This window comes from Pseudomonas putida (genome assembly GCF_005080685.1).
GTDB classification, from domain to species: Bacteria; Pseudomonadota; Gammaproteobacteria; order Pseudomonadales; family Pseudomonadaceae; genus Aquipseudomonas; species Aquipseudomonas putida_V.
Genome location: NZ_CP039371.1, coordinates 2,059,269 through 2,079,304 on the forward strand (window position 1 = coordinate 2,059,269; position 20,036 = coordinate 2,079,304).

Annotated in this window: 13 protein-coding genes and 4 tRNA genes; 11 read left to right on the forward strand and 6 right to left on the reverse strand. The window is 62.1% G+C overall.

Annotated elements, in window-relative coordinates; genetic code table 11:
* Window positions 1–30: 30 nt before the first annotated feature.
* From E6B08_RS09560 to folD, 6 genes are all read right to left on the reverse strand, one after another.
* Window positions 31–1,341: a C4-dicarboxylate transporter DctA gene (locus E6B08_RS09560; protein ID WP_136913782.1), complete on the reverse strand. Its 1,311-nt coding sequence runs from the start codon at window positions 1,339–1,341 to the stop codon at window positions 31–33.
* 293 nt (window positions 1,342–1,634) lie between these two features.
* Window positions 1,635–1,796 carry a hypothetical protein gene (locus tag E6B08_RS31075; protein ID WP_238349298.1) on the reverse strand — a complete coding sequence of 54 codons (162 nt, stop codon included), beginning with the start codon at window positions 1,794–1,796 and terminating at the stop codon, window positions 1,635–1,637.
* On the reverse strand, window positions 1,775–6,400 hold the full coding sequence (locus E6B08_RS09565) for a dermonecrotic toxin domain-containing protein (RefSeq protein ID WP_238349299.1): 4,626 nt from the start codon (window positions 6,398–6,400) through the stop codon (window positions 1,775–1,777). The genes E6B08_RS31075 and E6B08_RS09565 overlap by 22 nt, the downstream gene beginning before the upstream one ends.
* An 85-nt stretch (window positions 6,401–6,485) precedes the next feature.
* Window positions 6,486–6,971, reverse strand: coding sequence for an Lrp/AsnC family transcriptional regulator (locus tag E6B08_RS09570; protein WP_136913783.1), 486 nt, complete (start codon window positions 6,969–6,971; stop codon window positions 6,486–6,488).
* A gap of 118 nt (window positions 6,972–7,089) precedes the next feature.
* Window positions 7,090–8,154 carry an ornithine cyclodeaminase gene (locus tag E6B08_RS09575; RefSeq protein WP_136913784.1) on the reverse strand — a complete coding sequence of 355 codons (1,065 nt, stop codon included), beginning with the start codon at window positions 8,152–8,154 and terminating at the stop codon, window positions 7,090–7,092.
* Between the two features lie 1,002 nt (window positions 8,155–9,156).
* Complete coding sequence (gene folD / locus E6B08_RS09580; RefSeq protein WP_136913785.1) at window positions 9,157–10,011, reverse strand: bifunctional methylenetetrahydrofolate dehydrogenase/methenyltetrahydrofolate cyclohydrolase FolD; 855 nt, start codon at window positions 10,009–10,011, stop codon at window positions 9,157–9,159.
* 270 nt (window positions 10,012–10,281) lie between these two features.
* Between folD and E6B08_RS09585 the strand changes: the two genes are divergently transcribed.
* From E6B08_RS09585 to E6B08_RS09635, 11 genes are all read left to right on the forward strand, one after another.
* A tRNA-Arg gene (locus E6B08_RS09585) sits at window positions 10,282–10,358 on the forward strand.
* A gap of 41 nt (window positions 10,359–10,399) precedes the next feature.
* Window positions 10,400–10,475: transfer RNA gene (locus E6B08_RS09590), tRNA-His, on the forward strand.
* Window positions 10,476–10,528: 53 nt separating this feature from the next.
* Window positions 10,529–10,613 (forward strand) — tRNA-Leu (locus E6B08_RS09595).
* A gap of 56 nt (window positions 10,614–10,669) precedes the next feature.
* Window positions 10,670–10,745, forward strand: a tRNA-His gene (locus tag E6B08_RS09600).
* Between the two features lie 214 nt (window positions 10,746–10,959).
* Window positions 10,960–11,259 (forward strand): DUF6388 family protein, encoded by a 300-nt coding sequence (locus tag E6B08_RS09605; RefSeq protein ID WP_136913786.1) that lies wholly within the window; start codon window positions 10,960–10,962, stop codon window positions 11,257–11,259.
* Window positions 11,260–11,530: 271 nt separating this feature from the next.
* Window positions 11,531–12,844: a trigger factor gene (gene tig / locus E6B08_RS09610; RefSeq protein ID WP_133328523.1), complete on the forward strand. Its 1,314-nt coding sequence runs from the start codon at window positions 11,531–11,533 to the stop codon at window positions 12,842–12,844.
* Between the two features lie 91 nt (window positions 12,845–12,935).
* Window positions 12,936–13,577, forward strand: coding sequence for an ATP-dependent Clp endopeptidase proteolytic subunit ClpP (gene clpP / locus E6B08_RS09615; protein WP_003259400.1), 642 nt, complete (start codon window positions 12,936–12,938; stop codon window positions 13,575–13,577).
* Between the two features lie 108 nt (window positions 13,578–13,685).
* A complete protein-coding gene (clpX, locus tag E6B08_RS09620) occupies window positions 13,686–14,969 on the forward strand; it encodes an ATP-dependent Clp protease ATP-binding subunit ClpX (protein ID WP_136913787.1) in 1,284 nt (427 codons plus the stop codon).
* Window positions 14,970–15,123: 154 nt separating this feature from the next.
* Window positions 15,124–17,520 carry an endopeptidase La gene (lon, locus tag E6B08_RS09625; protein ID WP_136913788.1) on the forward strand — a complete coding sequence of 799 codons (2,397 nt, stop codon included), beginning with the start codon at window positions 15,124–15,126 and terminating at the stop codon, window positions 17,518–17,520.
* Window positions 17,521–17,671: 151 nt separating this feature from the next.
* A complete protein-coding gene (gene hupB, locus E6B08_RS09630; protein WP_011533117.1) occupies window positions 17,672–17,944 on the forward strand; it encodes a nucleoid-associated protein HU-beta in 273 nt (90 codons plus the stop codon).
* A gap of 181 nt (window positions 17,945–18,125) precedes the next feature.
* Complete coding sequence (locus tag E6B08_RS09635; protein WP_136913789.1) at window positions 18,126–19,997, forward strand: SurA N-terminal domain-containing protein; 1,872 nt, start codon at window positions 18,126–18,128, stop codon at window positions 19,995–19,997.
* Window positions 19,998–20,036 lie beyond the last annotated feature (39 nt).

A 20,036-nucleotide genomic window follows, 5' to 3' on the forward strand; every position in this document is an offset into this window, starting at 1 on the left:
GTGGCCGGCGTGGGCGCCGGCCGGCTTCGGTCAGAATTCCTGTTGCTGGACATTGGCTGGCTTGCGCGGCGTGTGGGCGAAGCCTGGCTTGCCGTCGAGCACGTTGTGCGCACGCTCGAGGTCGATGTCCTTTTCCCAGCGGGCGATGGCCACGGTGGCGACGCAGTTGCCGATCAGGTTGGTCAGCGCCCGGCCAATGCCCATGAACCAGTCCACCGCCAGCACCAGCACCAGGCCGACCACCGGGATGGCCGGAACGGCGGTCAGGGTGGCGGCCAGGATCACCAGCGCCGAGCCTGGGATGCCGTGAGCGCCCTTGGACGTCACCAGCGACACCAGCAGGATGGTCAGCAGGTCGGTCATCTCCAGTGGCGTGCCGGTGGCGTTGGCGATGAACACGATGGCCAGGGTCAGGTAGATCGAGAAACCGTCGAGGTTGAACGAATAACCGGTGGGGATCACCAGGCCGACCGTGGAGCTGCCGATGCCCAGGTGTTCGAGCTTGCGCATGATCTGCGGCAGCACGGCATCGGACGAAGCGGTGCCGAGGACGATGGTCAGTTCTTCGCGCAGGTACTTGATGAATGGCAGCAGCTTGAGCCCGGACAGGCGCATCACCGTGCCGAGGACGATCAGCACGAAGCCGGCGCAGGTCAGGTAGAACAGTGCCACCAGGCCGCCCAGGTGCTGCAGCGACTCCAGGCCGTACTTGCTGGTGGTGAAGGCGATGGCGCCGAACACACCGATGGGGGCCAGGCGCACGATCATGCCCATGATGCGGAACACCACGTGGCTGAGCTCGTTGATCAGTCGCGAGATGCCGGCGGCGGAGTCACCCACCAGGTTCAGGGCGCTGCCGAACAGCACCGAGAACAGCAGCACCTGGAGAATGTTGTTATCGGCGAAGGCGCCCACCACCGAAGTCGGGATCAGGTCCATGAAGAACGCGGTGGCGCCATGGATGTGCTGGCCGCGCTCGGCCAGGCTGCTGGCATCGGCGCTGGACAACTGGTCGAGGTGGATATTGGCGCCGCTGCCGATGCCGCTGCTGAAGGCGAACACCAGGCCGATCACCAGGGCCAGGGTGGTGAGCACTTCGAAGTAGATCACTGACTTCAGGCCGATGCGCCCGACCTTCTTCAGGTCGCCGGCACCGGAAATACCGCTGACCACCACGCAGAACACGATCAGCCCGATGAGCATCTTGATCAGCTTGATAAAGCCGTCGCCCAGGGGTTTGAGCTGCAAGGAAAGGTCGGGAAAGCTGAGGCCGCAGGCGATGCCGAGGGCAAGGCCGAGCACGACTTGAAGGAAGATCGAACGCGAGCACCATTTGAGCATGGGAGTGATCTCAGGTCGGTGTCCTTGCTTCGGTGCCGCACGGGGCGAAAGAGCGCAGGACTTAATTATTGTGGTCTTACCGGTTTGTTCAGCGCGACGTCATGAAAGCGCGAAAAAAACCGAGTTGCAAGGGTTTTTGGCCTGACCGGTCTGACCAGTTGTGGTGCACTTGCCATGCAGTGGCTCTAAGCCGGTGCATGCGGCGCACGTTGCAATGAATGAAATGGCGCAAGGAGCCAGGCCCCGGCTTACTGCTGTGCAAGCAGCTTGCCAGGACCGGGGTGCGCAGCGCTTCAGCCCTCGGTTGGGGTGAAGGCCTGGGGATTGGCCTCGCTCAATGCCGTGGTCAACTCATCGATCAGGGCGGCCTGGGCCTGCTGGCGGCTTTGCAGCAGCAGCGCCGATGCCTGGGCATAAAGGCCGCTGTCGTGGCTCAGGTCGATCCGTTGCAGCACGCCGTCCTGGCGCCAGGCGATCTGCCCGATGTCCGCTTCCAGCCTGTCGATGTAGGTTTGGGGCACGGCCGGGCCTGTGTAGGGGCCGGGGGCAGGATCCGCTTCGTTGAGCGTGTCGAAGTACTCCGAGGCTGCCTCCCACTCCAACTGCAGGGCCTCGAACGACGCCGGGCGCAAGCGCTGCAACCAGCGCTGCCAGAAGGCCTGCTCGCCGGCCCACTCGCGCAGGTGTGACGCCGAGGCCGCGCTCCTACCTCCTCGGCGATGGCCTGCAAGGTGGCATCGCTCACCCGCGCCAGATATTCGAAACGCATGCCCTCGGGCTGCGCCGGCAAGCGTAAGCGGCTCTGCAGGCGGATACGTGCATAGAGCGCGATCTCCAGTTCATCGAGAGGCAGGCTCGGATCGACCAGCTGTTCGTCGCTCAGCGTGTCATAGCTGACCAATGCCGGCGCGTCCAGGCCTTCGTCTAGGGCGGTGCGACGTGCCCGGCGGGCATTGAACAGTGTGCCGATGCGTTCATCGAGCAATTGCTGGCGCAGCAGTCCGGTGGCGCTATCCACCGCTACCTGCTCATGGCTGGCGCCGGGCGCGGCGTGGGCCACCGCCTGCCATAGCGAGACTTCGGTCTCGACCTGCTGGAACAGCAGGCTGGCCTGATCGACGCAGGCTTGAGCGGCATCGTTCAACAGGTCGTTGATCCGCTGCTGCAGTTCGCTGAAGCCCCAGCTGGCGTCGTCGTGCGAGGCATCGACCAAGGTTTGCATTACATGGCGCATGCGTTCGTTGCTGGCCTCGGGGCTGCGTGAATAGGCCTCGGTGTCGGGTAGGCGTTGGTAGAGGTCATGCAACGGTCGCCACTGTGGGTCGAACCAGAGCTCGCTCAGGTGGGCGCGTAATGTCGACGGCCAGCCGCTGGACCAGTCGGTGTCGTCGTGTTCTCCCCTCACCGGCAGGCCGGCCTCCTCGAGGCTGCGCAGCGCGATGTCGCTGAAAGGGTTGTCGTCGAAGGCATAGTTGAGTTCCTGATCGTCTTCTCGAATCAGCCAGGCGAACGCGGTATCACGCAGGTCCGGGGCATCGCTCAGTTCGTTCATGCTCAGGTCTATGGAGCGCAGTCTCAGCGGGGATTGGTTCATCAACTGCACCAGGCCGTTCGGCCACTCCTGCAGGCCTGCGTGCTCCAGATCCAGTTGCGCGAGCTGCGTCCACCCGGTCAGATCGGGCGCAAGCTCCAGGGGGTTATGCCGCAACGAGAGCAACTGCAGACGGTTGAGGCTTGCCAGTGCGGCGCGGCTGTCTTCGGTCAGGGTGATGGCGTTGCGGCCCAGCTCCAGGTGGGTCAGCGCTGGCAAGCGCTCCAAGGCACGGAAGTGTTCTGCTCCCAGGGCCAGGGCGTTGCTGTCGAGTTGCAGGAATCGCAGCGACTGCAAACTGGCAAGCTGCTCGAGGGCAGCCACGGGCAGCGTGGTGATACCGTGACTGAGGTTGAGTTGTCGCAGTGCGGGCATGCTCGTCAGGGTCTGGCATAGACTTGCCTGGCTGAGGTCGAGGTTGTTGTGAGACAGATCGAGGGTTTCGATTTCTCGCAGCTCGCTCAGTACGGTCGGCAGAGCACTCAGGGCGTTAGCTTCCAGATCCAGGTGACGCACGCCTGGGAACGTGCGAAGAAAACCATCGAGCAAGGTCGGGGAGCGTGCTGAAAGCCCGCTGATATGCAACTGGCGCACCTGCGGCAGCTGGCTTCGCAGGGTCGGAAGGCTCTGCAACTCGGTGATGTCGAGCCTGAGGGTGACGAAGTCGATGTCACCGATTTCGCCCTCGGTACTTTGCCGGCGCCAAGCCTGGCGTATTTGCTGGGCCAGGAGGTCGCGTTGGGTACGTTGCTGTCCGATGCCTTGCTCGACCCAGGCCTGCAGATCTTCGTCCAGGTGCCGGTAGTCGCTGCGCAAGCCTTCGAGCAGGCGCATGAAGGCGCCAGGTCGGCGGCCTGCCACGTGGCGCAGGTGCTGGCGCAGCAAGCGCCGGTCACGTTCAGGGGCGCTGGGGAACAACTCGTCGAACAACGCGTCCTCGGACTGCCAGCCGCGTCCGCGGCCGCTGAGCCGATAGCCAAGGCCTGGGCTGCCCGGCAGTCGGTTGGGCAAGCGAACCAGTGGCCGCACGGGGGCCATGCCCAACTGCCGAGCACAGCCTTCGCGATCGCTCACCGCCAATTGGTATATGGACTCGCGCAGGCCGTCGGTGTCGCCGATATGCAAGCCAAGGGCATTGCGCTCGCTGTCTGGCAGGGCGCGTAACAGGGCGTGGAACAGATTGCTTCGATTGGCCAGTACCTGCCCGCGTGCATCGCTTGGTTCATAACCATCGAGGCCGCGATTCACCTGTTTGAGCGCTGCGCCTGGGCGGCCTGTGGCATGAACCAGCCGACCGCCCTCTCGCAGCTCCAGGCGCACATTTCCGGTCCAGCCCGGCAAACGCTCCAGGTTGGTGAATACCAGCGTGTCGCGGTCGGGGTCTGCGCCGGCCACCTGGCGCAAGCGTGCCAGGGCACGATTGATGCGGGCTTGGCGCAGGTACAGGCGGGCGCTTTCGGCCATCGGCAGTGGCAGACGTGCCGTGCGTTGCAGTTCGGCGCGCTGGCCTGGTGTGGCGTGTTCCAGGATTTCGTTGCGCGCACGCGGGCTGAGGCTGGGGAAGTCGCGGGCGAGCACGGTTGTGTCGCCGGCCTCAGCCTGACCGATATGGGTCGCACCGAAGGCTTCAAGGCTGTCCAGCAGCAGAGCCGGCAGGGGTTTGTGGTCCGTCAGCAGTTCGCGCAGGGCAGCGTCATCGTATCCGCTGCAGGCCAGCGCATCAGCCAGGGTGGCATCGTTCAGGCCGGCGCTCACCGGGCCAAGCCTGCGCATCAGCGTGGTACCGTTCCAGGCCAGCGGGCGTTCGTGCTCGAGTACCCAACTGCCCGCGCCATTGCCGAACACGCTGGGCTGGTAACGCTGGCCTGGTTGAGGGGCCAGGCGCCAGCGGCCTTTGCCAGAGGCTTGCAGGGGCAGCGCCTGGCCGTCGAGTTCCAGCCAAGGCCGACCCTGCCAGTGGCGTATGCCCGAAGGGGTTAATGGCAGGTCCGGCGGCCAGGGCCGGGGGTAGCTGAATGGGGTGAGATCGCCGTGCCATAGACGCTCACTGGCACCCGCACCCACGCGCTGCCATCCATGCAGTGGCCCCGCCACTTCGTAGGCATGCACGGCGCTGCCCAGTATGGCGAATTGGGCCAGGCCGGCGAACACCGCGAACAGGTGGTTGATGGCGGCATCGGCTTCGTTTTCATTGGCCGCATGCACACCTTCGAGAAACTCGTCGACCAACTGCGCGCCACCCACTACCAGCATGACTTCCGCCAGCCCTGGTACGAAGAAACTCGCCACGTTCAGTACATTCATCCCCCACTGCAGCCATCCTTGAAGGTGGGCCTGGTAAGCGGCGGCATCGCGTTGCGCGACGGGCACCACGATATCGGCGGCATCCTCCAGATGGCGCTCGCGCTGGGTCCTGGCGCGCTCGCCAAAGCACTCGCGGTCCCAGGGCGTATGCGCCCAGGGCAGGCGAACGTTCTTGTCCAGGGTGGCTTGCCAAAGGGCCTTGGGGCCGGGGAACAAACGCTTGAACACACTGATGTGTTGGCCCTTTTCCAGTACCGGTTCACCCGGCATCAGGTAGGGATAGGGATAAGAGGGATAGAGCGTCTCGCGCAGTTTCAATGCAAAAGCCGGCTGCAGGGAACGCTTCACATAGCGCAGGAAGAACTGTCGGTCGTGGTCTTGCCATAACATTTCAGTGATGGCCTGGCCTACTGCCTTGAGGGAGGCATACTGGCGCAGCGGCTGGGTAGGATGCCCTGGCAGATAGAGCAGGCAGGCCTCGGGACTTTGCTGGGGCTGCCTGCGAATCAGCAGTGGACCGTTCAATGGCATGTCGAACAGGCTCAGGTAACTGCACTCCAGCGGTTGCCGAGTGGCTTCGGGCAGACCTGCAAGTGCTGCGTCGCCGAGTGCGGCGCCGTGGTCATCGAGCTCTCCCTTGAGGCGCGCAAGGCACAGTTCTGCCGCGAAAGCAGCGCGGTCCTGGGCTTGCAAGGCCTTGAGAAATACCGGTTGGCCCAGATGGTCGTTCAGGTGGTACTGGTACGCCTCGCCCAGGTCGAGGTTGCGCAACACCTTGACAAAACGCCCGGCGTCCAACGTCATCGGGCCTGGTGCGTTTCTCGAGAGGAACAGCCTGACCTGCTCGTCGGCATCGAAGTTCTGCATCCCTGCTTCCAGCCAGGACATGTCGTGCTTGCCTGTCACATGCCATAGCCAACCCTGGTCAGGGTCCGGCAGCTCGTGGTCAGGGAAGCCGTGTGCCAATGCATCCTCCAGACGCGTCCGGCAAAATGCCGAGGGAGCCTGGATGGGGCTCAACAGCGCTTGTACGCGGCGCATGGCGCGGTGGCTCCCGCGCACGAGGCGCTCTAGTGTTTGCCGTTGGGTAGGCGTCGCCGCCGCCAGCCAGGCGGGCAGGCGGGGTTGCATGAAGTCGAAGTGCGATGAGGATGCCGTGGGCACGGGCGGTTCTCCATGAGGAAAACGCCCAGCCTAGGAACAGGGATACGTAGGCGGTGCTACTGGGTTAGCACCTGCTGTGGAGGGCTCAGGACCCTGGTGCCGTGCTTTTGACCGTCGCCAGTTCAGGGTGCGCGACCAGCTTGTCGATATGCAAGGCGGCATCGTTCATCCAGCGCTCGCTGAGCACGCGGTAATGTTCCATGTCGCGGCAGCGCAGGCGTAGGGCGTAGTCGAAGTGGCCACTGATCAGCTGGCATTCGAAAACCTCCACGCACTCGCGCATGGTTGCCTCGAAGGCCTTTTGCGCGCTACGCCCGCTGAGGTTGGACACGGCCACCAGCACCAGCAACGACAACCCCGGTGCTACTTTCTGCGGGTCGATGATCGCCCCGTAGCCGCGGATGACCCCATTGCGTTCGAGCTTGCGCACCCGCTCCAGGCAAGGGCGCGGGGTCAGGTGGACCAATGTGGAGAGCTTTTCGAAGGTGATGCGACCATCGTGGCGCAGCACCTCGATGATCGCATGATCGATGCGGTCCAGCGGGTAGGCGGCGTCAGCCTTGGTGTCCATGCTCGGGCCTCGTTGTGGGGGAGGGGCATGGAAACAGGGTAGGCGCTTCTGCGGCGCGCGTCTGCAAGGCGCAGTAGCGCCTGGGGCGATTTGCCCCAGGCGCCGTGCGATCAACTTCCTAGGCCGAGACGCTGCGGGCCTGGGGGATGGAGCGGGTGCTGGTCACGCGTGGCTGCAGCAGGGTGAACAGGTCCTTGGGGTTGGCCAGGGAGGGCACCAGTTCGATGTCTTCGCCGATATCCAGGGCCTGGGCCACGTCCATGACGTAGCGCAGCGCCGAGTAGTCTTCCAGGGCGAAACCCACCGAATCGAACAGCGTGACTTGCTCGGCGTGTTCGCGGCCTTTGGCATGCCCGGCAAGCACCTGCCAGAACTCGGTGACTGGCGAGTCGTCCGGCATCTGCTGGATCTCGCCTTCCACGCGGCTTTGCGGTTCGTACTCGACGATCACCCGCGCATGCTCGACGATCTCGCGGTGCAGTTCGGTCTTGCCGGGGCAGTCGCCGCCTACGGCGTTCAGGTGCATGCCCGGCTCGATCATTTCGGGCGTGAGAATGGTCGCGTAGGCCTTGTCGGCGGTAACCGTGGTGACGATGTCGGCGCCCTTGACGGCTTCGGCGACACTGCCAGCAATGGTCAGCTTCAGGCCTGGGCGGCCGGCGAGGTTCGCCACCAGCTTGGCAGAGGCTGCAGGATCGATGTCGTACAGGCGGACCTCATCGATCCCCAGCAGCGCATTGAAGGCGATGACCTGGAATTCGCTCTGCGAGCCGTTGCCGATCAGCGCCATGCTGCGGCTGTCCTCACGCGCCAGATAGCGCGCAGCCAGGGCCGAGGTGGCGGCGGTGCGGATCGCGGTGGTCAGGGTCATTTCGCTGAGCAGCAGCGGCGTGCCGGTGGCCACGTCGGCCAGGGCGCCGAAGGCCATGACGGTGGGCAGCCCATCGCGGGTATTGATCGGGTGGCCGTTGACGTACTTGAAGGTATAACGGCTGGCATCGGACACCGGCATGAGTTCGATGACCCCGTTCGGCGAATGATTGGCCAGGCGTGGGCACTTCTCGAACTGTTCCCAGCGCAGGTAGTCCTGGCGGATATAGTCGGCCATTTCCAGCAGGCAGGTGGCCAGGCCCTTGCGGTTGACCAGGCGGGCGAGATCTTGGACATCGATGAAGCGGGTCATGGGACTCCTCCTTGCGGCGCCCCACTTGAGGTGGGCTGCCCCATGATTATCGCGGTTGGGGGGTGGTGATCTCGGCTGAAGATGGGGGCGCGGGCAGCGGGCGCGGCTGTCTATCTCGGTCTGACAGCTGAATCGGCTGTAGCTGGGTGGTGCTGCATAGGCAGGTTCTTCACGGATTGTTGGGGGGGCTGGCTGGTTTGGCTTTGAGACTGGGAACTATCCATTTTGTGTAGCGGCGCTACTGGCCCCTTCCGCCTTTACGGCGGGCAACTTTTTTCTTGGAAAAAGTTGCGCAAAACCGCTTGCTCCCACATACGGCCCCTACGCTGCGCTTCGGGGTTCCCTCGCTTCGGCGGCTTGCGGGCCCGCGCGGCCTACGACTTGCTGCGCAAGTCTACATCTCGCGCCTCCGGCTACGCCGGAGGGTGCTGCGCACCTGGCCCTCCAGCCGCCTACGCTCGGCCTCCTGAGGTCGCGGGTAGATCAAGATCAACAGCAAGAGCAAGATCAACAGCCAGAGCAACGGCAGGCGAATCGCTGCGCTCTCGCGGTTTACCTATCGCTTTGCGTTGTAGCGGATAGCGCGGTGTCTCTTTCGAAGATAACGCCAGTGCAGGCGCCGCCGCTAACTTCGCGACGTCAGGAGGCCGAGCGTAGGCGCCTGTAGGGCCAGGTGCGCAGCACCCTTCGGCGTAGCCGAAGGCGCGAGATGTAGACTTGCGGAGCAAGTCGTAGGCCGCGCGGGCCCGGAAGGCGCCGTAGCGAGGGGACCCGTAGCGCAGCGGAGGGCCGGATGCAGGAGCGAGCGGTTTTGCGTCCCTTTTGCCAAGACAAAAGGGACCCGCCGTAAAGGCGGAAGGGGCCAGTAGCGCCGCTACACACAATGGATCAGCTCACGATCTAAATGCCAAGCCAAGCCAAGCCAAGCCAAGCCATCGACAATCCGTGAACAACCAAAAAAAACGGCACCCGCCAGAGGTGCCGTTCTTGCACTGCGTAGCGTTACTTGTGCAGCTCTTCAGCGGCGTACAGCGTATTTTCCAGCAGGCAAGCGCGGGTCATCGGGCCGACGCCACCCGGCACCGGGGTAATCCAGCCAGCGCGGGGCAGGGCGGTCTCGTAGACCACGTCGCCGACCAGCTTACCGTCGTCCTGGCGGTTGATGCCGACGTCGATGACGATCGCACCTTCCTTGATCCACTCGCCCTTGACCAGGCCTGGCTTGCCCGCCGCGACCACCACCAGATCGGCGCGGCCGACGTGGCCTGGCAGGTCTTGGGTGAAGCGGTGGCACACGGTCACGGTGCAGCCGGCCAGCAGCAGTTCCATCGCCATCGGCCGGCCAACGATGTTGGAGGCGCCGACGATCACGGCGTTCATGCCGTACAGGTCCTGGCCGGTGCTCTGCAGCAGGGTCATGATGCCCTTTGGCGTGCAGGGGCGCAGCAGCGGGATACGCTGGGCCAGGCGACCGATGTTGTAGGGGTGGAAGCCGTCCACGTCCTTGTCCGGGCGGATGCGCTCGAGCAGCAGCGAGGCGTCCAGGTGCGCCGGCAGTGGCAGTTGCAGGAGAATGCCATCCACGGCCGGGTCATCGTTGAGGCGGTCGATGAGCTCGGTCAGGGCCTGCTGCGTGGTGGCGCTGGGCAGGTCGAACGCCTGCGAAATGAAGCCGACCTCTTCGCAGTCCTTGCGCTTGTGCGAGACATAGACTTGGGAGGCGGGGTCGGTGCCGACCAGGATCACAGCGAGGCCCGGAGTGCGCAGGCCTTGCTGGCGGCGCTCCTCGACACGTTGTGCGATCTGCTGGCGCAGGTTGGCGGCGATCGCCTTGCCATCGATTAGGTGTGCAGTCATAGACGCGTGATTAACCATCGAGAAAGGAACATTAAAGAGGGCGCATTCTCGCACGACATGCGCCGAGGGCAAAGGCGGGTGGTCGGGCAAATCCTCTAACCCCTTCAATAATTTAAATTTTTTTGAGAAAGGTGTTGACGACTTTTGGCCTCGCCTATAAGATTCGCCGCACTTGTCGGGCACTGCCTAGCACTGGTTGGCGAAGTCGGGCAGAATGAGTGGTTTAGCAGCTATCTGTTAAGCGCTTGTTCCGTTAGGCTGAACGCTTAAGCGCCCGTAGCTCAGCTGGATAGAGCATCCGCCTTCTAAGCGGATGGTCGCAGGTTCGAGTCCTGCCGGGTGCGCCATTAGGCCTCTGGGCAAGCAAGTAAGGCTGTATCGCGATATGGTGGGCGTAGCTCAGTTGGTAGAGCGCTGGATTGTGATTCCAGTTGTCGTGGGTTCGATTCCCATCGTCCACCCCATATTCTACAAAGGCGCCTTGATTGTAATCTGGCGCCTTTGTTTTAAGCGTTACGCGGACGTGGTGAAATTGGTAGACACACTGGATTTAGGTTCCAGCGGCGCAAGCTGTAAGAGTTCGAGTCTCTTCGTCCGCACCATGCTTCTGTAAGAAACCATGCTTCTGTAAGAAGTCGCATCGCAACACCGCAATATGGTGGGCGTAGCTCAGTTGGTAGAGCGCTGGATTGTGATTCCAGTTGTCGTGGGTTCGATTCCCATCGTCCACCCCATATTTTCGAAGGCGCCTTGGTCGTTAGACTGGGCGCCTTTTTGTTTTGGCGCCGGGCGCATGCCGTGATTTCCCCGGTCTCACGGGTCTCGCACCGGTAACTTGGCCGTCTTTGCTCGATTCCCCTTGCAATCCTCTGGTGGCACCCCAATAAAAGCTGTTAGATTTCAGCCGGTTGAAACACCGGCCCCGTTGGCTGGCAGAGGAACCAACCGATGATTGCAAAAGAAGCCCGCCAGGCCTTGGCGCTGCAGCGCTTCGCCGAAGCCAACCCGCAATTGCTCGAGGAGATCCGCGAGCTGGATGCGCGTGAGCAGGCCCAGCAGATCCAGTGGGCCTTCGAGGATGCCGCCGAGGAGCAGGGTCTGCAGTCCTGGGAGTTGGCGCTGCAGCTGATCGCCGAGAGCCCGGAGCAGTTGCATGCCATGCGTCTGGAGACTCACCGCGAGGTCGCCGAGGCGCTGGGGATGGAATGGGAAGAGTACTGCCAGCTCAACGAGATCGACCCGCAGTAAGGGCGACGTGGTCGCTCGCAGCTCGGGGTTTGAAATGTATTTGGTAAGTGTTTGACAAGTTATTACGGCTGCTTGCCTCAACGACGGTGTGTGGCCCCTGTATATAAAGAAGCCCGTTGCGCTGGTGCGCGGGTCTTGCAAGTTAATCGACCGGCGTGGTTTCCCGTCGTCCAGGGTGGGGTGACTTCTGGTGCGTGACTCACTAGAATGTTGGCCCTTGATTCTGGAGTCGGGCTATCGCCGGCTAACGTCTGTGCAACGAGGAATATCCATGCAAGTTTCTGTTGAAAACACTTCCGCTCTCGAGCGCCGCATGACCATCGCCGTTCCGGCCGAGCGCGTCGAGAACGAAGTCAACAAGCGTCTGCAACAGACTGCCAAGCGTGCCAAGGTCGCGGGCTTCCGCCCAGGCAAGGTGCCGATGAGCGTGATCCGTCAGCGTTTCGAAGCCGACGCCCGCCAGGAAGCGTTCGGCGACCTGGTCCAGGCTTCCTTCTACGAGGCTATCGTCGAGCAGAAGCTGAACCCGGCTGGTGCTCCGGCCGTCGAGCCGAAGTCCTTCGAAAAGGGCAAGGACCTGGAATTCGTCGCCATCTTCGAAGTGTTCCCTGAGTTCACCGTTGCCGGCCTTGAGTCGATCAGCGTCGAGCGCCTGAGCGCCGAAGTGGCCGACGCCGACCTGGACAACATGCTCGAAGTGCTGCGCAAGCAGAACGTACGCTTCGAAAACGTCGAGCGCGCCGCCCAGAACGACGACCAGGTCAACATCGACTTCGTCGGCAAGATCGACGGCGAAGCCTTCGCCGGCGGTTCGGCCAAGGGCACCCAGCTGGTGCTGGGCTCCGGTCGCATGATCCCTGGCTTCGAAGATGGCCTGGTTGGCGCCAAGGCTGGTGAAGAGCGCGTTGTCAACGTGACCTTCCCAGAGGACTACCAGAACCTGGACCTGGCCGGTAAGGCCGCCGAGTTCACCATCACCGTCAACAGCGTCGCTGCTCCAGAGCTGCCAGAGCTGAACGAAGCCTTCTTCGCCCAGTTCGGCATCAAGGAATCGACCCTGGAAGGCTTCCGCGCCGAAGTTCGCAAGAACATGGAGCGTGAACTGCGTCAGGCCATCAAGACCAAGGTCAAGAACCAGGTCATGGACGGTCTGCTGGCTGCCAACCCGATCGAAGTGCCGAAGGCCCTGCTGGAAAACGAAGTCAACCGTCTGCGCGTGCAGGCCGTCCAGCAGTTCGGTGGCAACATCAAGCCTGAGCAACTGCCGGCCGAGCTGTTCGAAGAGCAAGCCAAGCGCCGCGTGGTGCTGGGCCTGATCGTCGCCGAGGTGGTCAAGCAGTTCGAGCTGAAGCCGGACGACGCCAAGGTCCGCGAGATGATCGAGGAAATGGCTTCGGCTTACCAAGAGCCTGAGCAGGTTATCGCCTGGTACTACAAGAACGACCAGCAACTGAACGAAGTGCGTTCGGTTGTGCTGGAAGAGCAAGTTGTAGATACTGTTCTGCAGAAAGCGACTGTGACCGACAAGTCGGTCTCGTACGAAGAAGCCGTAAAGCCAGCACAGGCCCCAGCCGAAGCTGAGTAATACGTTTCTCTCGTAGGAAACCCCCACAAGCCAGCCTTCGCGCTGGCTTGTGCGTTATCAAGCCATGACTATTTGGGAGTGAGCGCAGGACATGTCCCGCAATTCTTATATTCAGCAGAGCTCTGACATCCAGGCTGCAGGCGGCCTGGTCCCGATGGTTATCGAGCAATCCGCCCGTGGCGAACGCGCCTACGATATCTACTCGCGCCTCTTGAAGGAGCGTGTGATCTTCCTGGTCGGTCCCGTAGAGGACTACATGGCCAACCTGGTTGTGGCGCAGCTCTTGTTCCTGGAAGCGGAAAACCCGGACAAGGATATCCATCTCTACATCAACTCCCCAGGCGGCTCGGTCACTGCAGGCATGTCGATCTACGACACCATGCAGTTCATCAAGCCGGACGTGTCGACCATCTGCATCGGCCAGGCCTGCAGCATGGGCGCCTTCCTGCTGGCTGCCGGGGCCAAGGGCAAGCGTCACTGCCTGCCGAACTCGCGCGTGATGATTCACCAGCCACTGGGCGGTTTCCAGGGCCAGGCCACCGATATCGAGATCCATGCCCAGGAAATCCTCAATATCAAGGCACGCCTGAACGAGCTGCTGGCCTACCACACCGGCCAGGACCTCGAGACCATCAAGCGCGACACCGAACGTGACAACTTCATGAGCGCCTCGCGCGCGGCCGAGTACGGCCTGATCGACTCGGTCTACGACAAGCGGCAACTGGCCTCCTGAACCCAGGGGCCAGAGCAGGTAGGCGCCGAAAGCGCCTACCTGCGGACTTGAAAAAGCCCGCAATTGCCTTCATCTTGTGTTGCAAGCCTACCGGATTGGATCGATCGAATGACTGACACCCGTAACGGCGAGGACAGCGGCAAATTGCTCTATTGCTCCTTCTGCGGCAAAAGCCAGCACGAAGTGCGCAAATTGATTGCCGGGCCCTCGGTATTTATCTGCGACGAGTGCGTCGACCTGTGCAATGACATCATCCGCGAGGAGGTGCAGGAAGCCCAGGCCGAGAGCAACGCGCACAAATTACCTTCGCCGAAAGAAATCAGCGGCATCCTTGACCAGTACGTCATCGGTCAGGAACGTGCCAAGAAGGTGCTGTCGGTAGCGGTGTACAACCACTACAAGCGCCTGAACCAGCGTGACAAGAAGGGTGACGAGGTCGAACTCGGCAAGAGCAACATCCTGCTCATCGGGCCGACCGGCTCGGGCAAGACCCTGCTCGCCGAAACCCTTGCGCGCTTGTTGAACGTACCGTTCACCATCGCCGACGCCACCACCCTGACCGAAGCCGGTTACGTGGGTGAGGACGTCGAGAACATCATTCAGAAGCTGTTGCAGAAGTGCGACTACGACGTGGAAAAGGCCCAGATGGGCATCGTCTACATCGACGAGATCGACAAGATTTCGCGCAAGTCGGACAACCCGTCCATTACCCGTGACGTTTCGGGTGAGGGCGTGCAGCAGGCGTTGCTGAAGCTGATCGAAGGCACCGTGGCCTCCGTTCCGCCGCAAGGGGGGCGCAAGCACCCGCAACAGGAGTTCCTGCAGGTCGATACCCGCAACATCCTGTTCATCTGCGGCGGCGCGTTCTCGGGCCTGGAAAAGGTCATCCAGAACCGCTCCACCCGAGGTGGTATCGGTTTTGGCGCCGAAGTGCGCAGCAAGGAAGAGGGCAAGAAGGTCGGCGAGTCCCTGCGTGAGGTCGAACCGGACGATCTGGTGAAGTTTGGCCTGATCCCCGAATTCGTTGGCCGCCTGCCGGTACTGGCGACCCTCGACGAGCTGGACGAGGCTGCTCTGATGCAGATCCTCACCGAGCCGAAGAACGCCCTGACCAAGCAGTATGCCAAGCTGTTCGAGATGGAAAGCGTCGACCTCGAGTTCCGCAGCGATGCGCTCAAGGCCGTTGCTCGCAAGGCCCTGGAGCGCAAAACCGGCGCCCGTGGCCTGCGTTCGATCCTCGAGGGCGTGCTGCTCGACACCATGTACGAGATTCCTTCGCAGAAGGATGTCAGCAAGGTGGTGATCGATGAGAGCGTCATCGATGGCACGTCGCAGCCGCTGTTGATCTACGAAAACAGCGAGCCGCAAGCCAAGGCTGCCCCCGACGCCTGAGTCGGTGCGTGTGGTAGATAGCAAAAAGGGGCCTATGGGCCCCTTTTTGCTTTTCCTGCACTAGCGCTTGTAATTTCCCAGGCGTGCCCCCACATTAGCTCCAAGCAACATTTCCAACGGTTTCCGGCCACAAGGCCGCTGTAGAGGCGAAATCATGAAGACCACCCTCGACTTGCCTCTTTTGCCATTGCGCGACGTCGTCGTCTATCCGCATATGGTCATCCCGCTGTTCGTGGGGCGCGAAAAGTCCATCGAAGCCCTCGAGGCCGCGATGACGGGCGAGAAGCAGATTCTCCTGCTGGCCCAGAAGAACCCAGCCGACGATGATCCGGGCGAAGATGCCCTGTACCGTGTCGGTACCGTCGCCACCGTGCTGCAATTGCTCAAGCTGCCTGATGGCACCGTCAAGGTGCTGGTAGAAGGCGAGCAGCGAGGCGCCGTCGAGCGCTTCAACGAAGTGGACGGGCACATCCGTGCCGAAGTCTCCCTGATCGATGAAATCGACGCCGCCGAGCGCGAGTCGGAAGTCTTCGTGCGTACCTTGCTGTCGCAGTTCGAGCAATACGTTCAACTGGGCAAGAAGGTGCCAGCCGAGGTTCTGTCGTCGCTCAACAGCATCGAAGAGCCGGGGCGCCTGGTCGACACCATGGCCGCGCACATGGCCTTGAAGATCGAGCAGAAGCAGGACATTCTCGAGATCGTCGACCTGGCTGCGCGTGTCGAACACGTGCTGGCGCTGCTGGATGCCGAGATCGACCTGCTGCAGGTCGAGAAGCGCATCCGTGGCCGGGTCAAGAAACAAATGGAGCGCAGCCAGCGCGAGTACTACCTGAATGAGCAGATGAAGGCCATTCAGAAGGAGCTCGGCGATGGCGATGAAGGCCACAACGAAGTCGAGGAGCTGAAAAAGCGCATCGACGCCGCCGGTTTGCCCAAGGATGCCTTGGCCAAGGCCCAGGCCGAGCTGAACAAGCTCAAGCAGATGTCGCCGATGTCGGCCGAGGCCACCGTGGTACGCACCTACCTCGACTGGCTCGTGCAGGTGCCGTGGAAGGCCCAGAGCAAGGTTCGCCTTGACCTGACCAAGGCCGAGGAGATCCTCGATGCCGACCACTATGGCCTGGAAGAGGTCAAGGAACGCATTCTTGAGTACCTCGCCGTACAGAAGCGCGTGAAGAAGATCCGTGGCCCGGTACTGTGCCTGGTCGGCCCGCCTGGCGTGGGCAAGACCTCCCTGGCCGAGTCGATCGCCGCCGCGACCAACCGCAAGTTCGTGCGCATGGCCCTCGGTGGCGTGCGTGACGAGGCCGAGATCCGTGGCCACCGTCGTACCTACATCGGCTCCATGCCGGGCCGGTTGATCCAGAAAATGACCAAGGTGGGCGTACGCAACCCGCTGTTCCTGCTCGACGAGATCGACAAGATGGGCAGCGACATGCGTGGCGACCCGGCTTCGGCGTTGCTGGAGGTGCTCGATCCCGAGCAGAACCACAACTTCAACGACCACTACCTGGAGGTCGACTACGACCTCTCGGACGTGATGTTCCTGTGCACCTCGAACTCGATGAACATCCCGCCGGCATTGCTGGACCGGATGGAAGTCATCCGCCTGCCGGGTTACACCGAGGACGAGAAGATCAACATCGCGGTCAAGTACCTGACGCCCAAGCAGGTCAAGGCCAACGGTTTGAAGAAAGAAGAGCTCGAGATCGACGTCTCGGCCATTCGCGACATCATCCGCTACTACACCCGCGAGGCAGGTGTGCGTGGCCTCGAGCGCCAGATCGCCAAGGTCTGCCGCAAGGTGGTCAAGGAACACACCGGGCAGAAGCAGGTGCGGGTCAAGGTCACCGGTGAGCAGCTCGAGCATCTGCTGGGTGTGCGCAAGTTCCGCTACGGCCTGGCCGAGCAGCAGGACCAGATCGGCCAGGTTACCGGGCTTGCCTGGACCCAGGTGGGCGGTGAACTGCTGACCATCGAAGCCGTGGTCATCCCCGGCAAGGGCCAGTTGATCAAGACCGGCTCGCTCGGCGACGTCATGGTCGAATCGATCACCGCCGCGCAGACCGTGGTCCGCAGCCGTGCTCGCAGCCTGGGCATCGCTGCCGATTTCCATGAGAAGCACGACGTGCACATCCACATGCCCGAGGGCGCCACGCCCAAGGATGGCCCGAGTGCCGGTATTGGCATGTGCACCGCACTGGTGTCGGCGCTGACCCAGATTCCGGTACGTGCCGACGTGGCCATGACCGGCGAAATCACCCTGCGTGGCCAGGTGTTGGCCATCGGTGGGTTGAAGGAAAAACTGCTGGCTGCGCACCGTGGGGGCATCAAGACGGTGATCATTCCGGAGGAGAATGTTCGCGATTTGAAGGAAATTCCTGAAAATATCAAACAGGATCTGCAAATCAAACCGGTTAAATGGATTGACGAAGTCCTGCAAATTGCGCTGCAATACGCCCCGGAGCCCTTGCCAGATGTGGCTCCTGAGATTGTCGCGAAAGATGAAAAGCGCGACGGCGATGCTAAGGAAAGAATCAGCACGCATTAGTAGTTTTTGGCTGGGGGGCTTTCCTTGACAGTTTTTTCGGGGCCTTGCTATAAAGCGGCACGCTATCGTCAGTAAGCCACTCAGCGCACGTTTCATAAGCTTTCATTACATACTTAGAAACAAACTCAATAGAGATATAAGGGGACTTAGAGTGAACAAGTCGGAACTGATTGACGCTATCGCCGCTTCTGCAGACATCCCGAAAGCTGTAGCCGGCCGTGCGCTGGATGCAGTCATCGAATCCGTCACCGGCGCCCTGAAGCAAGGTGACGACGTGGTACTGGTTGGCTTCGGTACCTTCTCGGTCAAAGAGCGCGCCGAGCGCACCGGCCGCAACCCACAAACCGGCAAGGCCATCAAGATCGCCGCTGCCAAGGTTCCAGGCTTCAAGGCTGGCAAAGGCCTGAAAGACGCCGTCAACTAAGTCGTCTTTCAGCCGGACCCGGCCTGGCCAGGTCCGAGCACGGTGACGGCGGGGCGCAAACGTTCCCGCCTGACACGTTTGCTAAGAAAAGGCGCATCCTCGGATGCGCCTTTCTTTTATCAGGATTCTACCCACGCTCCGCGGTTGTCGACGCAGTGGTACAGCCGTTTCTGGGGGACGCATGCTGCAAAATATCAGGGACAATTCACAAGGTTGGATTGCCAAGACCATCATCGGCCTTATCGTCATGCTGATGGCGTTGACTGGCTTCGAGGCCATTTTCCAGGCCGCCACTCATAGCCAGGACGCCGCCAAGGTGAACGGCGAGACCATCAGCCAGAACGAGCTGAGCCAGGCGGCCGACATGCAGCGCCGCCAGCTCATGCAACAGCTGGGCAAGGATTTCGACCCGGCTCTGCTGGATGAAAAAATGCTGCGCGAAGCGGCGCTCAAGGGGCTGATCGACCGCAAACTGCTGCTGCAGGGTGCTGCCGATGCCAAGTTCGCCTTCTCCGAGGCCGCGCTGGATCAGGTGATCCTGCAGACGCCGGAATTCCAGGTGGACGGCAAGTTCAATGCCGACCGTTTCGACCAGGTCATCCGCCAGATGGGCTACAGCCGCATGCAATTCCGCGACATGCTGGCCGAAGAGATGCTCATCGGCCAGTTGCGCACCGGGATCGCCGGCAGTAGCTTCGTCACCGACCAGCAGGTGGACGCTTTCGCCCGCCTGGAAAAACAGACCCGCGACTTCGCCTCCCTGACCTTCAAGGCCAACCCGGCCGCGATCAAGATCAGCGACGAAGAGATCAAGGCGCACTACGACCAGCACGCCAAGGAATTCATGAGTCCCGACCAGGTGGTCATCGACTATGTCGAACTCAAGAAATCGGCGTTCTTCGATCAGGTCAAGGTCAGCGACGAAGAGCTCAAGGCGCAGTACGAGAAGGAAATCGCCAACCTCGTCGAACAGCGCCATGCCGCGCATATCCTCATCGAGGTCAACGACAAGGTGACCGATGCCCAGGCCAAGGCCCGCATCGAGGAAGTGCAGCAGCGCCTGGCCAAGGGTGAGGATTTCGCCGCGCTGGCCAAGGAGTTCTCCCAGGATCCAGGTTCGGCCAGCACCGGTGGTGATCTCGGCTTTGCAGGCCCAGGCGTTTACGACCCGGCATTCGAAACCGCGCTCTACAAGCTCGATAAGAACCAGGTCTCGGAGCCGGTGCGTACCGAGTATGGCTATCATCTGATCAAGCTGCTGGGTGTCGAGGCGCCGCAGGTGCCTAGCTTCGCCAGCCTGAAGGACAAGCTCATCCGCGACCTGAAGACGCCGCTGGTCGAGCAGCGTTACGTCGACGCCAGCAAGCAGCTGCAGGACGCCGCTTACGAGGCTTCCGACCTGGCCCAGCCGGCCCAGGACCTGAACCTCAAGGTGCAGACTTCGGCAGCGTTTGGTCGCGAAGGTGGCGACGGCATTACCGCCAACCGCCAGGTGGTACAAGCAGCGTTCTCCGAGGAAGTGCTGGAGGAGGGTGCGAACAGCACCGCCATCGAGCTGGATCCGGAAACCACTGTCGTGCTGCGGGTCAAGGAACACCGCAAGCCTGCGCAACTGCCTCTGGAAGCCGTGGCCGGCAACATCGCCGATCACCTGGCCAAGGAAAAGGCTACCGCCGAGCTCAAGGCCAAGGCCGACAAGCTGATCGCCGGTCTGCGTGACGGCTCCATCGCCGGTGCCCAGGCCTACGAAGGCCAGGTCTGGAAACCAGCCGAAGCGGTCACCCGTGGCCAGGATGGCATCGACCCGGCCGAGCTGCAGGCGCTGTTCCGCCTGGCCAAGCCAGAAGCCAAGGACAAGCCGGTCTACGGCAGCGTGGCCCTGGCTGACGGTAGCCTGGTGGTGTTGCAGCTCAAGGGCGTCAACGAAGGCGCTGCGGCCACCGACGAGGAGAAGCAGCAGATTCGTCGCTACCTCGCCTCGCGTGCGGGCCAGCAGGACTTCGCTGCGTTCCGCAAGCAGCTCGAAGGCAGCGCGGATATCACGCGTTACTGAGTGCTCGCTGCATGACGAAACAGGCCGCTATATGCGGCC